Source organism: Bradyrhizobium oligotrophicum (assembly GCF_051168495.1).
Classification (GTDB): Bacteria; Pseudomonadota; Alphaproteobacteria; order Rhizobiales; family Xanthobacteraceae; genus Bradyrhizobium; species Bradyrhizobium oligotrophicum_A.
Genome location: NZ_JBNPVB010000028.1, coordinates 18,321 through 31,908, shown reverse-complemented (window position 1 = coordinate 31,908; position 13,588 = coordinate 18,321). Strand labels below are relative to the sequence as shown.

The following is a 13,588-nucleotide window of genomic DNA, read 5'->3' as shown; positions in this document are numbered from 1 at the left end:
CCGCTGCTACGCCGGCAGCCCGGCGTCGGACAAGCCTTCGAACACCCGGGTCGAATAGGTATCCGGCAGCGGCGGCATGCCGCGCTGGACCTCGGCCAGGGTCAGGTCCGGATAGCCGGCGCGCAACTCCCGCAGGCTGCGCAGGGCCTCGGACCGCTCGCCCGCCAGCACATGCGACGGGCACATGGTCCGGTGCACCCACAGCGATGAGGGGTGCTGGCGCAGGCCGCGCTGCTGCCAGCGCGCTGCCTCCGCGTAGGTCCCGGCGGCGAAATGCGCGCAGCCGATTCCGACGAAGGCATTGAAGGCGAGCGGGTCCTGCGGCGCGAGGTCCAGCGCAATCCGAAAGCGCTCGATCGCCGACGCGGCATCACCACGATAGACATCGAGCCAGCCGCTGCGACTCCAGGCCCAGGCGGCGCCGCCATCCAGCGCGAGCGCCCGGCCCACCACCTGCTCGGCCTCGGCGAGCTCATCCAGCAAGGTCAGCGCATTGCCGAGCACGCAGAGCACGGTCGCATCCGCAAGCTCGGTCGGCACGCGCAGCGCCAGGGCGCGGCCAAGCTGACGGTCCGGGCCGGGTGCGGTGCCGAAATGATAGACCACGCGCTGGCCGTAGGCCCAGGCGGCAAGCGCGGTGGCCAGAGCGTGATCGGGATCGCTGGCGATCGCCTGATGCAGCAGCTCGAGCGCGCGGCGGTTGCCGTCGGCGTCGAGCGACAGCACGCCGGGCATGGCGCGCAGCGCGAGATCCTGCGCGGTCAAATGCTCATCCGGCTTGCGCAACGCCCGATCGATCTCGGCGCGGCGCAGGCTGGGGAGCAGCGACGCCGCCACCCGGGCGGCCAGCCGTTCATGACTTTCGGCCTCCCCGTGCAGCATGACCTCGCCGCGATGCGCCCATATCAGCGCGCCGCTGTCGTCGTCGATCAATTGCAGCAGCAGCCGTGACGCGCCGTCGCGACCGCGAAGCGACCCGTTCATGCGGTAGCGCGCCGCGTCCGGTCGGGTCGTCACCGCCAGGCCCGCACGGGTCAGCGCCAGCGTGAGCTCGGCCGCGAGGTCGTCTGCCAGTTCGCGCGCGCTTGGATCGGCCGCAATCGTCGCGAAGGCGACGGTCGGCCGATCACGCACGGGCGCAATGGTGGTGCGGGATGCCGCGAGCTGCGCCATCAACACCGCCTGCCGTTTCAACGTCTCCGACGGCGTCTCGCCGTGATAGCGACGGTAGCCCGCGGCGAAGCGGCCGTAATGCGGGAAGCCGCAGCGCAGCGCGACGTCCATCACCCTCTCGCCGCTGCGGCCTTGCAGCAGCTCGACGCGGGCGCGCGCGTAGCCGATCTCCTGCAGCACCGCTTGCGGCGATCTGCCGATCGACCTGAGGAAATGGCGCTGCAAGGTCCGCCCGGAGACGCCGGCCAGCTTCGCCAGATCGCCCAGCGTCCAGCGCCGTCCGAGGTCGTCATGCATTGCCTCGAGCGCGCGGCGCACGCTGCGCGGCAAGGGCTGCCGCGCAGCCTGGGGAACGAGATCTCTGTCCATCATGCGACGATGTCCAATTGCCAATGGGTCACCGGCGACGCCGGAAAAGTTCACGATACGGATGGCCGTGTCGCGATCTGGATAGCGCGGCCCGCGGCCTGCCGGGTACGTCTCGCGCACCGTACGCGCATCTGTGCCGCATTCTCCGGAGGAGACCATCATGACCGCATCACCTGCAATTCAGACCGGCGTGACCGCAGAACCGGATTTCGCCGCGCTGAAGGCACGCCAGCATGGCGCGTGGTCGGCCGGCGACTACGCCATCGTCGGCACCACGCTGCAGATCGTCGGCGAGGGCCTCTGCGAGGCGCTCGACATCCGCGCCGGCCAGAAGGTGCTCGATGTCGCCGCCGGCAATGGCAACGTCACGCTGGCTGCGGCGCGGCGCTGGTGCGACGTCGTCTCGACCGACTACGTGCCCGCTTTGCTCGACCGTGGCCGCCAACGTGCCACCGCCGATGGCCTCTCCGTTCAGTTCAAGGAGGCCGACGCGGAGGCGCTCCCGTTCGGTGATGGCACGTTCGACGTCGTGGTCTCGACGTTCGGCGTGATGTTCACGCCCCAACAGGAGCGCGCCGCCGCCGAACTCGCGCGGGTGTGTCGCAGCGGCGGCAAGATCGGGCTGGCCAATTGGACGCCTGACGGCTTCATCGGCCAGCTGTTCAAGACCCTCGGCAAATATCTGCCGCCTCCGGCCGGCGCCAAATCACCGGCCCTGTGGGGCACCGAAGCACGCATCCGCGAGATGTTCGCCGATGCCGCCGACATCCGCTGCGATCGGCGTCATTTCACGATGCGTTACCGCTCACCGGAGCATTTCGTCGACGTGTTCAAGACCTACTATGGCCCCGTGCTCAAGGCCTTCGCTGCGCTCGATGGCGGCCGGCAGGCCGAGCTCGAACGCGACATGCTGGCGCTGATCGGGGCGCTCAATCGCGCCGAGGACGGCACGATGGTGGTGCCGTCGGACTATCTCGAGGTGGTCGTCACCAAACGCTGAGACGATCAGCTCTGCGTCACCCACTCGGGCAGGCGGTCGAACCAGGGCTGCGCCTGTTCGAGCTGGCGGGCGAGCTGCAACAGCCGGGCCTCGTCGCCGAGGCGGCCAACAAACTGGACGCCGAGCGGCAGGCCGTCGGCGGTCCAATGCAGCGGCACGCTCATCGCCGGCGTGCCGGTGAGATTGGCCGCTTGCGTGAACGGGACGTATTGCAGGCTGTCGCGGGCGATCTTCTCGATCATGCCGTCGAGCAGCCCCCAGCGCGCCAGCAGTCCGAGCAGGCCAGCGCGGTCGAGCATGTCGAGCAGCGTCTGTTCGGCCGTGGTCGGATCGCCCTGACCATGCCGAATCGGCGGGTGCGCGAGCGTCGGCGTCAGCAGCAGGTCGTAGCGGGCATGGAAGCGTGCCAGCGCGCGGGCAAAGCCGTTCCATTTCAGGAGCTGCGTCGTCAGCGCACCGGCCGAGATCGCCCCGCCCAGCGTCGCCAGCACCCGGGTCAGGAGTTCGAACTCCTCGCGCTTCGCGCCCTTGGCGCGCGCCTCGGTCACGAGGGCTGCGACCTGGCCGAAATAGATGTGCAGGAACGAGGTCGCGAGCGCGGCGCCGTCGATGTCGGGCGCCGCCTCCTCGACCTCGTGACCGAGCCCCTGCAGCAGCTTCACCGCGTTCTCGACCGCCAGCTTCGCCTCGGCGTGCACCTCGGTGCCGATCGGCGAGGCCGTCGTGACACCGATGCGCAGGCGCGGCGGATCGCGCTTCACCGCATTGGCGAACACCACGCCCGGCTCGTCGACAAGGAACGGATCACCGGGCTCGGCGCCCGCGATGATATCGAGCGCCAGCGCGGTATCGCGCACGCTGCGCGAGATCACGCCCTCGCAGGAGGCACCGAACCAATATTCGCCGAAGCCCGGCCCCGACGATACCAGCCCGCGCGACGGCTTCAGCCCGAACAGGCCGCAGCAGGCGGCGGGAATGCGGATCGAGCCGCCGCCATCATTGCCGGCGGCCATCGGCACGACGCCGGCGGCCACCGCCGCCGCGGCGCCGCCGCTGGAGCCGCCCGGCGTATGCGCCGCATTCCAGGGATTGCTGACGCGGCCGAAGGCACGCGAGTCCGAGACGCCCTTGAGCGCGAGCTCCGGCAGGTTGGTCTTGCCGAAGATAACGAGGCCCGCCTCGAGATATCGTCGGACGACATGGGCATGTTCGGCCGCGACGTTGCCCGCCAATGCCTTGCTGCCATAGGCTGTCGGCAGACCGGCATAGTCCTGCGCGCAGTCCTTGATGAGAAACGGTACCCCGGTGAAGGGGCCGGCTCCCAGCCGTGCCAGCTGTGCGCGGGCCTCGCGCTCCATCAACGTACTCATTGCATTTGTCGTGGGCTGAGTACGCTCGCTCTGTTTCAACGCAAGCTGCAGGAGCTCGGCAGCGGTCGTTTCGCCACGAGCAATCGCTTCCGCGAGCGCAACGGTATCGCGCTGCATATATTCGAAGGCGTTCACGTCTCGTCCTCACATGACACACGAACCAAGCGCGTTCTCATCGTAGCCGATTCTTGCGCGAAAGATGGCAAACTCGCAGCAAATTCGGCGGCATTGCGGCGTCACGACGGCCGGTCCGGCCACAATATGACCGCCGTCAGCTCATTCGGCGAATTGAGCGACTTTCTGCGTCAGGATTCGCGCCAATTTGATTCAGATCATTCTTACGCGCATGGACCACCCACTACGCTGCTCGTCGTTGTGTGCATCGAGTAGTGAGTACAACGATGGGACGACTCGCGAGCCTGCTCAAGATACCGCAAGCCTCCCGTGAGGAGACGTCCATCGTGGCCGCGACCACAGCCGACTACTTCATTCTGCTGTCGCGCGCGATGGAAGGGCTATCAGATCCGAGCGCCGAAAGTCGCGCTGAGGTCTACAAATCGGCACGCCATGCCCTGGTGACCCAGCTCGAGGGGATGGATCCTCCCGTCTCGCGATCGCGCCTGAGGGCTGAACAGCGCGCCCTGGAAGATGCGGTCGAGACGATCGAGACTCGGGCTCTCACCACGCAGCCGGACGCCGCCGAAGATCCCATGGCGCCGGCACAGGAAAACCCGCCCATTCCGTTCTCGGCCCTTTTTGCCGCCATTTCCGATCGTTCCGTTTCAACAACCGAAGATGATGATGCCATGGCCCAGAGTCCGTTCCAGTCCAAGTTTTCGCCCCGCGCCGTCGAGGAAAAGCCGATGTCACGACTCGATGAAATCAACCGTGTTCTGCGCAAGCTGCAAAGCGACTCCTTTGGCGTCGAAGCGTGCGCCTTGATCTCGGAAGACGGGCTGATGATTGCAAGCGTGCTGTCGGCCGACATGGAGGAGACGCGGGTGGCGGGCATGACCGCGACGCTGCTGTCGCTCGGCGGCCGCGCTGCGACGGAGCTCGGCCGGAGTCATCTGCAGGAAGTCATCATCCGCGGCGAGTCCGGTTACGCCGTGCTGGTCAGCGCCGGCCGCGGCGCGCTGCTCCTCGCGCTCACCAATGAGAACAGCAAGCTCGGACTCACATTCTTCGACATGCGCGAGGCGGTCCGGTCGCTGCAGAAGGTTCTGTAGCGGCGTCCTAGCAATGAGCCGAACGCGCTTCGATCGCGCAGCGCCGGCGGGAGTATTTTCATGGCCAATACCGTCCTCTATGACGACGGCGTTCACAAGAACATCCTGCTGGAGGATTTCGGCGCCGGCGACCTCGCGGTGCAGGCGAACCAGCACCTGATCATCCATGACCGCGTCGGCATGCTGCTCGATCCCGGCGGGCACAAGGTCTATTCCAAGGTGCTGGGCGAGACGTTCAGCGAGCTCGCGGGCGGCCGGCTGAAATATTTGTTCCTGTCGCATCAGGACCCCGACATCGTCGCGGCCATCAACGGCTGGCTGATGACCACCGATGCCGACGCCTACATCTCGGAGCTGTGGACCCGCTTCGTGCCGCATTTCGGCTTCGACCACATCGTCGCCGACCGGCTGAAGCCGATTCCGGACCAGGGCATGGTGTTCGATCTCGCCGGCAGCCAGCTCTACGCGCTGCCGGCGCACTTCCTGCACAGCGAAGGCAATTTCCAGCTCTACGATCCGATTTCGAAGATCCTCTACAGCGGCGACCTCGGCGCCTCGATCGGCATCGACTACACGGTGGTGCGCGACTTCAAGGCACATACGCGCTTCATGGAAGGCTTTCACCGGCGCTACATGGTGTCGAACCGCGTCATGAAGGCCTGGGCGCAGATGGTGCGGCCGCTCGACATCGAGATCATCGCCCCGCAGCACGGCGCCTTGTTTCCGGATGCGGCAATGTCGCGCCAGTTCATAGACTGGTGCGCCGGCCTCGAATGCGGCATCGATCTGATCACGCCGATGTACAAGGTCCCCACGGCCTGACATGCTCGCGCCCTCCCCCGGTTTCAACTCATCGCCGCGGCGATCGGCAATGCCGCCGGCCGGACTTCGGATCGATTCCTGCATCGTCGCCGGCGAGGAAGCGCCCGCCTGGCTCGCAGCGGCGTTCGCGATTGCCGGGACGCTGATCGCCATGATGTCCGCAGCGCTCTGGCAGCAGAGCGTCGCGCGTCCACCGCAGGCCCAAGCGCCGGTCGCCTTCGCCGCAGCCCCGCCCGAGCCCGCACGGGAGGCGAGCACGGCCGACGCCGCGCCCCGGCGACCGGAGGCGCCGTCGCCGGAGCCGGCCCCGACGATGGCCGCCCCCAGGCCTGTAATAGCCGCCGTCGCTGCGGAGCCGCCCGCTCCGCCGAGCGCTGCGGTCCTGCCTCCAGTGGCACAAGCGGCGACTTCCACCGCGCGCGCTGCCGAGCGCGGCGATCCGGCACCCGCCTGCTTCGGCCCTTTGAGCATCCTGTTCGAGCGTGGCAGTGCGCGGCCTAATCCTGCCGACATCAAGCGCTCGCTCGCCGTTCTTCAGCGCTGGCTGGCGCAACATCGCGGCGCGACCATCATCATCGAGGGCCACACCGATGCCACCGGCGGCGAGGAGTTGAACGTGCTGCTCAGCTATTCGCGCGCCAAGGCCGTCGCGGCGCTGCTCAAGCAGGAAGGGATCGCGACCGACCGGATGTCGGTACGCGCCGCGGGATCCGGCGAGGCGCGCGGCAACGCGGACGCCGCCGCTGGCGAACGCAGCGCGCTGCTGCGCATCGCCGGCGTCGACGATTGCAATCAACTCACAGCGACGAAGCGACCATGACGATCTATGCCATCGTGAGCGGCCTCGGCGCCGCCATCCTCCTGCTGACGGCAGGCTATCTGTTCGGCGCCCGGCAGGGCGCGCAGGCGCGCGACCTGTTGCGGCGGCAGGTGCAGATGCAGGCCGCCAGCCTCGACCAATTGCAGGAGCACGGCAGTCACGACGCGTCCGAGCGGGAGACGAGCCTGCGCAACGCCATCCAGGACGTGCTGGCACCGCTGGTCGAACGCGAGCGCATCTCGCTCGACCTCGCGCAACTGGCGAGCAGCCCCGGGCGACGGCGCGAACTGGTGCCGCTGCTCGACAGGATCGCCGAGGTCGGCCGCTTCGAGACCGTGCTCCTGACCAACGAGGAAGGTCTGCCGCTCGCCGCCAATACGACCGCCCATCACACCGAGCGGCTTGCTGCAGCGGCGACGCGGCTCGCGCTGGTGGCGGAGAAGATCGCCGACGAGAACCACATCGCGCCACTGTCGGTCATGCTGCGCGACTCGTCGGAAGCGACGACGCTGTGCCGCATTTTCCGGGTGCAGGATCAGACGCTGACGCTCACCGCGCTTTCCAGCGATGCCCGGCTCGCCTCGGTGGCGCTCGATCCCGCGCTCGCCAAGGTTCAGGTGGCGCTGACGGCGCCGGCCTGATCAGGCCGCTGCAAAACGCAAAGAGCGCAGAACCTCATGAGAGGTCCTGCGCCCTTCGCCGTCCTCATTGTCAGGGGATGAGGCCGACTACACGCGGGTGCGGCCGCGGGCGAGGCCCACGACGGCCGACACCAGGAACAGCACGATGGCGATGAAGAAGATGATCTTGGCGATCTCGATGGAGGCACCGGCGACGCCGCCGAAGCCGAGGATGCCGGCGATCAATGCGATGACCAGGAAGGTGACGACCCAGCTCAACATGACACGACCTCTGTCTCTCGATTGCGGTTCAATGCGACGCTGATCTTGCGCCGTTGCCAGGACAATCGGGGCCGGGAACAAAGGTTCCGGCCGTTCGCGCCGCTAAAAATTCGCGATTCGCCGGAACAATTGCGCATCCGGACGGCCACGACGCCGGCTACCGACCCGATTTAGGGCTGTAAAACGCCTCGGACGGCCCCATATAGCCGTCAATCCCTGCTATGAGGGCTCCTTCCTGCAGACCCTTTGATGTCGTCGTATGATGCCATCACAGGGACGAGACTGATTCGCCGATGACCGAGCCCAACCGCGTGAGCCCTTTTCCTGTGCCTGACCACCAGCCGGTCGCGGGCGGCATCGCCGCGCGCGCGCGTGCCGCAGCCAGCGGCGGCGCACGCTATCTGGCCGGCCTCAATCCGGAGCAGCGCGACGCGGTCGAGACCCTCGATGGTCCGGTGCTGGTGCTGGCTGGCGCGGGCACCGGCAAGACCCGCGTGCTGACCACGCGCATCGCGCACATTCTCAGCCAGGGCCGCGCCCGGCCGAGCGAAATCCTGTCGGTGACCTTCACCAACAAGGCCGCGCGCGAGATGAAGACGCGGCTCGCCGAGATGCTCGGCCAGGCGGTCGAAGGCATGCCGTGGCTCGGCACCTTCCACTCGATCTCCGGCCGCATCCTGCGCAGCCATGCCGAGCTGGTGCAGCTCAAGTCGAATTTCACGGTGCTCGATGTCGACGATCAGATCAGGCTGTTGAAGCAGCTGCTGCAGGCCGAGAACATCGACGACAAGCGCTGGCCGGCGCGCATGCTGGCCGGCCTGATCGACGGCTGGAAGAATCGCGGCTTGGCGCCGTCGCAGGTGCCGTCGGGCGAGGCCGCCGTGTTCGGCAACGGCAAGGGCGGCAAGCTCTATGCGAGCTATCAGGAGCGGCTGAAGATCCTCAACGCCGCCGATTTCGGCGACCTGCTGCTCGAGAGCATCCGGCTGTTCCGCGAGAATCCGGACGTACTGCGGCAGTACCAGAGCCGCTTCAAGTTCATCCTGGTCGACGAATACCAGGACACCAACGTCGCGCAATATCTGTGGCTGCGGCTGCTGTCGCAGGCGCCGTCGTCGTCCTCCACCTCTCCCCGCTTGCGGGGAGAGGTCGGATTGCGAAGCAATCCGGGTGAGGGGGACTCTCCAACAGCGGAGCTCGCGGAGAGTCCCCCTCACCCCGACCCTCTCCCCGCAAGCGGGGAGAGGGAGAAGAACGCACCCAAGAACATCTGCTGCGTCGGCGACGACGACCAGTCGATCTATGGCTGGCGCGGCGCCGAGGTCGACAACATCCTGCGCTTCGAGCACGATTTTCCCGGCGCCAAGGTGATCCGGCTGGAGCGCAACTACCGCTCGACCGGACACATCCTCGCCGCCGCCTCGCATCTGATCACGCACAATGAAGGCCGGCTCGGCAAGACGCTGCGCACCGAGGACGTCGCGGGCGAGAAGGTCACCGTCACCGGGGCGTGGGATTCGGAGGAGGAGGCGCGCGGCATCGGCGAGGAGATCGAGGAGCTGCAGCGCAAGGGCGAGCATCTCAACGACATCGCGATCCTGGTGCGCGCCTCCTACCAGATGCGCGAGTTCGAAGACCGCTTCGTCACCCTCGGCCTGCCCTATCGCGTCATCGGCGGTCCCCGATTTTACGAGCGCGCCGAGATCCGCGATGCGCTCGCTTATCTGCGCGTCATCAACTCGCCGGCCGACGACCTCGCCTTCGAGCGCATCGTCAACGTGCCGAAGCGCGGGCTTGGTGACGCCACCGTGCAGATGCTGCACGACCATGCCCGCAAGCGCCGCATCCCGCTGTTCGAGGCGGCGCGTGCCGTGGTCGAGACCGACGAGTTGAAGCCGAAGGCGCGCGGCTCGCTGCGCGGGCTGATCCTGCAGTTCGAGCGCTGGCGCGCCCAGCGCGAGGTGACGCCGCACACCGAGCTCGCCGAGATCGTGCTCGACGAGAGCGGCTACACCGAGATGTGGCAGAAGGACCGCTCGGCCGATGCGGCCGGGCGCCTCGACAATCTGAAAGAGCTGATCCGCTCGATGGAGGAGTTCGAGAACCTGCACGGCTTCCTCGAACACATCTCGCTGGTGATGGATCGCGAGGGCGCCGCCGATGAGGAGGCGGTGTCGCTGATGACGCTGCACTCCGCCAAGGGCCTGGAATTCGACAACGTCTTCCTGCCGGGCTGGGAGGAAGGGCTGTTTCCGAGCCAGCGCACGCTCGACGAACAGGGCCGCGCCGGCCTCGAAGAAGAGCGCCGCCTGGCCCATGTCGGCCTGACGCGCGCGCGCCGTCGCGCCAAACTCTATTTCGCCACCAACCGCCGCATCCATGGCACCTGGACCACGACGATCCCGTCGCGCTTCCTCGACGAACTGCCGGCCGCGAGCGTCGAGATCACCGAGTCCAAGGGCGGCTCGGGCTGGGGCGGCGCCGGCAGCTATGGCCCCTCGCGCTTCGACAATGTCGAATCGTTCGGATCGAGCTATTCCACGCCGGGCTGGCAGCGCGCGCAGGCACGGCGCCCCGGCGCAAGCGGCTCGTCGGGGGGCGGCTTCAAGGAAGAGCAGTCGCCGTTCTCCGGGCGTGATCCGTTCGGCGGTACTTTCGGCCGCAACAAGCGCGGGCCGCTGACGATCGAGGGCGAACTGGTGGCGAAATCCACCGGCACCACGTCGGAATTCGCGCCCCGCGATCGCGTGTTTCACCAGAAGTTCGGCTATGGCAACGTCATCAAGGTCGATGGCAACAAGCTGACCATCGCGTTCGACAAGGCCGGCGAAAAGCACGTCGTCGACAGCTTCGTGCAGCGGGCGTGACCCGACGGCTGCGGCGGGCCTGCCCCCGCCCGGCGGCAAGCGGATCAAGGCAATCGAACTTCACACTTCGCCTTCGTTAGGCCTTGACCATGGCAGTGCGCATCGTATGAGATGCAATCATGGTCCGGGGATACATTCTGTTGAGTGTCGTGGTTGCGCTCGGTGTTCCGTCGTTTGCGGCGGCGCAGACGATGAGCTTTGGCGAGTCCGCAGGGACGATCGCGGCGAGTTGCGGCGCCGACATCACCGCCAATTGCCGCGGCGTCAATCTCGATTCCAACCGCCTCAAGGAATGCCTGTCGCGCAACCAGGACGTGGTCTCCGCGCCGTGCAAGGCGACCTATTTCAAGGCGTTCGAGGCGATCCAGAAGCGCATCGCCGCCCGTGTCACGGTGGCCAACGCCTGCCAGCGTGAGATCGTCAAGCTGTGCGGCGGCTCGACCAAGGAAACCAGCAAATCGATTCCGTGCCTGGTGACCGCGAACGGTGTCAATGCACGTTGCCAGCAGGCGCTGGGCGAGGCGGGGTATCGCTGATGCGGCGGATGGCGACATCTCTGCTCGCACTGATCGCCGCTTCGGTGGCGAGCGCACCTGCACGCGCGCAGGAGGTGACGCGCGAGGACATCGTGCGCCAGCTCGCCCGCTTCGAAAACGCCGCCGCGCTCGACCTGCCGGCGCTCAAGCAGCAGACCCAGGAACGCTCCAAGATTCGCAGCCGCAACGAACCGCCGGCCTCGAAGCGGACGCCGATCGCGCCGGAGCTGATGACGCTGCCGACCTTCAACGTCGACATCCAGTTCGACCAGGATACGCCGATCGTGCGTCCGGAATCCTACCAGACCGTCGGGCGGATCGCCGATGCGATGGTGTATTCCGACCTGCTGCCCTACACGTTCCTGATCGTTGGCCACGTCGAAGCCAACGGCAAGCGCGAGTCCAACGTCATCCTGAGCCAGCGCCGCGCCGACGCGATCCGCGACATCCTCGCGAACACCTTCAAGATCTCGGTCAAGCGCCTGCAATCCATAGGACTCGGCGAGGAGCAGCTGCTCGATCCGTCCAAGCCGACCGCGCCGGTCAATCAGCAGATCCAGATCATGACGGTCGCGAAGGCCGCCGAAGAGGTCGCAGCACCGCCCCCGGCACCTGCTGCGGCAGCGCCCGGCAAGCAGGCCCCGCGCAAGCATCGCAAGTGATGCCATCGCGCCCTGCGCGAAGGCCATGAACCCCAGGCGGTCGCGGCGCGACTTCCTATCATGGGATATTGTGCCGGTAAGCGCGGCCCGTCGGCGCGAATGGAACCCGTTGTTGGATCGCGTCACGGCTGCGTTGGGCGGATGGAAGGGCCGCGATTGCCGGTTTGTCGATGCAGCCGCTTGATGGTATAGCCCCATGTTTACGGCCGTCGATTGAGCGGTGGTCGATCTCAGTGACGAGTGAGCCAGCCATGAACGCCATGTTCCGACGCCAGATGATCGACTACGTCGAATATCATCGCGATCCGCGCAACGGCCTGATGCACGTGCTCGGGATCATCCTGCTGTTCCTGGGCGCGGTGCTCCCCTTGAGCTTGTGGCATTTCGACGCGTTCGGTATCCGCATCAGCCTTGGCGCCGTTCTGGCGCTGCCGGTGCTGATCTACTGGCTGCTGCTCGACGCCGCACTCGGCGCCGGCATTCTCGCCTTTGCCGTTCTCTTCCTTTCTGTGGCCATGATGATTGCCGATCACGTCCACGGATTTGCCCTCTGGGCCCTGTGTGCCGCGCTCGTGATCCTCGGTCTGGTGTCGCAGGCCGTCGGCCACAAGCTGTTCGAGCGCAACAACCCGTCTCTGCTGGATCATCCGGCGCATCTCTTTCTTGGACCGATGTTCGTGATGGCGAAATTGTACGTGGCGCTGGGATTTACGCCTTCGGTGGCTGATCTCGTCACGCCCGGCGGGTCGCCGGCTCGGCTCGCATCGGACCACCTTCAAGGCGATCAGCACTCGCGTCCCTAATGAAAGTCCTCGTCACCGGCGGCAGCGGATTTATCGGACATCACCTCGTCTCTGCGCTCGCAACGCGGGGCGCCGAGGTGCGTGTGCTCGACATCCGCTGTCCGACGCACATGATCGCCGAGGTGGAGTACATCGAAGGCTCGGTGCTCGATGCGGGCCTGGTGAGGCAGGCGGTCGCCGGCGTCGATCAGGTCTATCACCTGGCCGGACTGCCGGGCATGTGGATGCCGGACCGCGAGGATTTCTACCGCGTCAACTGCAGCGGCACTGAAACGGTGCTGGCGGCGGCGCGCGCCGGCCGGGTCCGCCGCTTCCTGCACTGTTCGACCGAATCCATCCTGTTCGACTATCCGGGCTCGACCGGCGCGGCATCGGCGCCGACCGCGCCGCCGGCCGACGCCATGCCGGGCGCCTATACCCGCTCCAAGGCGCTGGCCGAGCAACGCGCCATGGCTGCGGCCGCGGACGGGTTCCCCGTCGTGGTGGGCACGCCGACGATGCCGATCGGACCACATGACAGCAACCTGACACCGCCGTCGGCGATGCTGCGTCACTTCCTGGACAGCCGGGTCCAGCTCTATCTCGATTTCATCGTCAATCTGGTCGACGTCCGCGACGTCGCCACCGGCCTGATCCTGGCCATGGAGCGCGGCAAGGTCGGAGGCCGCTACGTGTTCGGCGGCGAGAGCCTGCGGCTCGGCCGCATCCTGGACCTGATGGCGGCGATCAGCGGCCGCAAGCATGTGGCGATCTCGGTGCCCGGCCGGTTCGCCGAACTGTCCGCGGGGATGCTGGAATTCGTCTCCGATCACCTCACCAAGCGCTGCCCATCCGGCACCGCCGAGGGCGTGCGGATCGCCCGGTCGGCCTCGGACCTGTCGATCGACCGGGCCAAGCGCGAGCTTGGCTATGTACCGCGCCCGATCGAGCCGACCCTGCGCGAGACCATCGCCTTCCTGCTCGATACCGAGCAGGGCAAGCGGCTCGACGAGAAACAACACCCTTTTCGCACCGCGGCCGAATAGCTAAGAGCAG

At 67.0% G+C, this 13,588-nt stretch carries 13 protein-coding genes; 10 read left to right on the top strand and 3 right to left on the bottom strand.

Annotation, left to right across the window (positions count from 1 at the left end):
• Nucleotides 1-6 precede the first annotated feature (6 nt).
• Nucleotides 7-1,545, bottom strand: coding sequence for a helix-turn-helix domain-containing protein (locus ACQR1B_RS33245; RefSeq protein WP_434836927.1), 1,539 nt, complete (start codon nucleotides 1,543-1,545; stop codon nucleotides 7-9).
• Nucleotides 1,546-1,702: 157 nt separating this feature from the next.
• Here ACQR1B_RS33245 and ACQR1B_RS33240 point away from each other — a divergent pair, with 157 nt between their 5' ends.
• Complete coding sequence (locus tag ACQR1B_RS33240; RefSeq protein ID WP_434836926.1) at nucleotides 1,703-2,542, top strand: class I SAM-dependent methyltransferase; 840 nt, start codon at nucleotides 1,703-1,705, stop codon at nucleotides 2,540-2,542.
• A 5-nt stretch (nucleotides 2,543-2,547) separates the two neighbouring features.
• Here the strand turns inward: ACQR1B_RS33240 and ACQR1B_RS33235 are convergent, their stop codons facing one another.
• On the bottom strand, nucleotides 2,548-4,029 hold the full coding sequence (locus ACQR1B_RS33235) for an amidase (protein WP_434836973.1): 1,482 nt from the start codon (nucleotides 4,027-4,029) through the stop codon (nucleotides 2,548-2,550).
• A 284-nt stretch (nucleotides 4,030-4,313) separates the two neighbouring features.
• Here ACQR1B_RS33235 and ACQR1B_RS33230 point away from each other — a divergent pair, with 284 nt between their 5' ends.
• Genes ACQR1B_RS33230 through ACQR1B_RS33215 form a run of 4 tightly spaced genes read left to right on the top strand, consistent with a single transcriptional unit; the run spans nucleotide 4,314 to nucleotide 7,424 of the window.
• The gene (locus ACQR1B_RS33230) at nucleotides 4,314-5,141 is read left to right on the top strand and encodes a roadblock/LC7 domain-containing protein (RefSeq protein WP_434836925.1); all 828 of its coding nucleotides are present in this window, start codon (nucleotides 4,314-4,316) and stop codon (nucleotides 5,139-5,141) included.
• A gap of 60 nt (nucleotides 5,142-5,201) precedes the next feature.
• Entirely contained in the window at nucleotides 5,202-5,963 is a 762-nt protein-coding gene (locus ACQR1B_RS33225; RefSeq protein ID WP_434836924.1) for an MBL fold metallo-hydrolase, read from the top strand.
• 49 nt (nucleotides 5,964-6,012) lie between these two features.
• On the top strand, nucleotides 6,013-6,783 hold the full coding sequence (locus ACQR1B_RS33220; RefSeq protein WP_434836923.1) for an OmpA family protein: 771 nt from the start codon (nucleotides 6,013-6,015) through the stop codon (nucleotides 6,781-6,783).
• The gene (locus ACQR1B_RS33215; protein ID WP_434836922.1) at nucleotides 6,780-7,424 is read left to right on the top strand and encodes a hypothetical protein; all 645 of its coding nucleotides are present in this window, start codon (nucleotides 6,780-6,782) and stop codon (nucleotides 7,422-7,424) included. The genes ACQR1B_RS33220 and ACQR1B_RS33215 overlap by 4 nt, the downstream gene beginning before the upstream one ends.
• Before the next feature lie 87 nt (nucleotides 7,425-7,511).
• Here ACQR1B_RS33215 and ACQR1B_RS33210 read toward each other — a convergent pair whose 3' ends face one another.
• On the bottom strand, nucleotides 7,512-7,685 hold the full coding sequence (locus ACQR1B_RS33210; RefSeq protein WP_284420760.1) for a DUF1328 domain-containing protein: 174 nt from the start codon (nucleotides 7,683-7,685) through the stop codon (nucleotides 7,512-7,514).
• Between the two features lie 293 nt (nucleotides 7,686-7,978).
• Here ACQR1B_RS33210 and ACQR1B_RS33205 point away from each other — a divergent pair, with 293 nt between their 5' ends.
• The 5 genes from ACQR1B_RS33205 to ACQR1B_RS33185 all read left to right on the top strand — a co-directional run bounded on the left by ACQR1B_RS33205 (nucleotide 7,979) and on the right by ACQR1B_RS33185 (nucleotide 13,578).
• Nucleotides 7,979-10,552, top strand: a complete 2,574-nt coding sequence (locus tag ACQR1B_RS33205; protein WP_434836921.1) for an ATP-dependent helicase — start codon at nucleotides 7,979-7,981, stop codon at nucleotides 10,550-10,552.
• A gap of 119 nt (nucleotides 10,553-10,671) precedes the next feature.
• Nucleotides 10,672-11,088, top strand: a complete 417-nt coding sequence (locus ACQR1B_RS33200; RefSeq protein ID WP_434836920.1) for a hypothetical protein — start codon at nucleotides 10,672-10,674, stop codon at nucleotides 11,086-11,088.
• Nucleotides 11,088-11,750, top strand: a complete 663-nt coding sequence (locus tag ACQR1B_RS33195; RefSeq protein WP_434836919.1) for an OmpA family protein — start codon at nucleotides 11,088-11,090, stop codon at nucleotides 11,748-11,750. Before ACQR1B_RS33200 ends, ACQR1B_RS33195 begins: the two co-directional genes overlap by 1 nt.
• A 251-nt stretch (nucleotides 11,751-12,001) precedes the next feature.
• Nucleotides 12,002-12,553 carry a DUF962 domain-containing protein gene (locus ACQR1B_RS33190; RefSeq protein WP_434836972.1) on the top strand — a complete coding sequence of 184 codons (552 nt, stop codon included), beginning with the start codon at nucleotides 12,002-12,004 and terminating at the stop codon, nucleotides 12,551-12,553.
• Nucleotides 12,553-13,578: an NAD-dependent epimerase/dehydratase family protein gene (locus tag ACQR1B_RS33185; RefSeq protein ID WP_434836918.1), complete on the top strand. Its 1,026-nt coding sequence runs from the start codon at nucleotides 12,553-12,555 to the stop codon at nucleotides 13,576-13,578. The genes ACQR1B_RS33190 and ACQR1B_RS33185 overlap by 1 nt, the downstream gene beginning before the upstream one ends.
• Nucleotides 13,579-13,588: the final 10 nt, after the last annotated feature.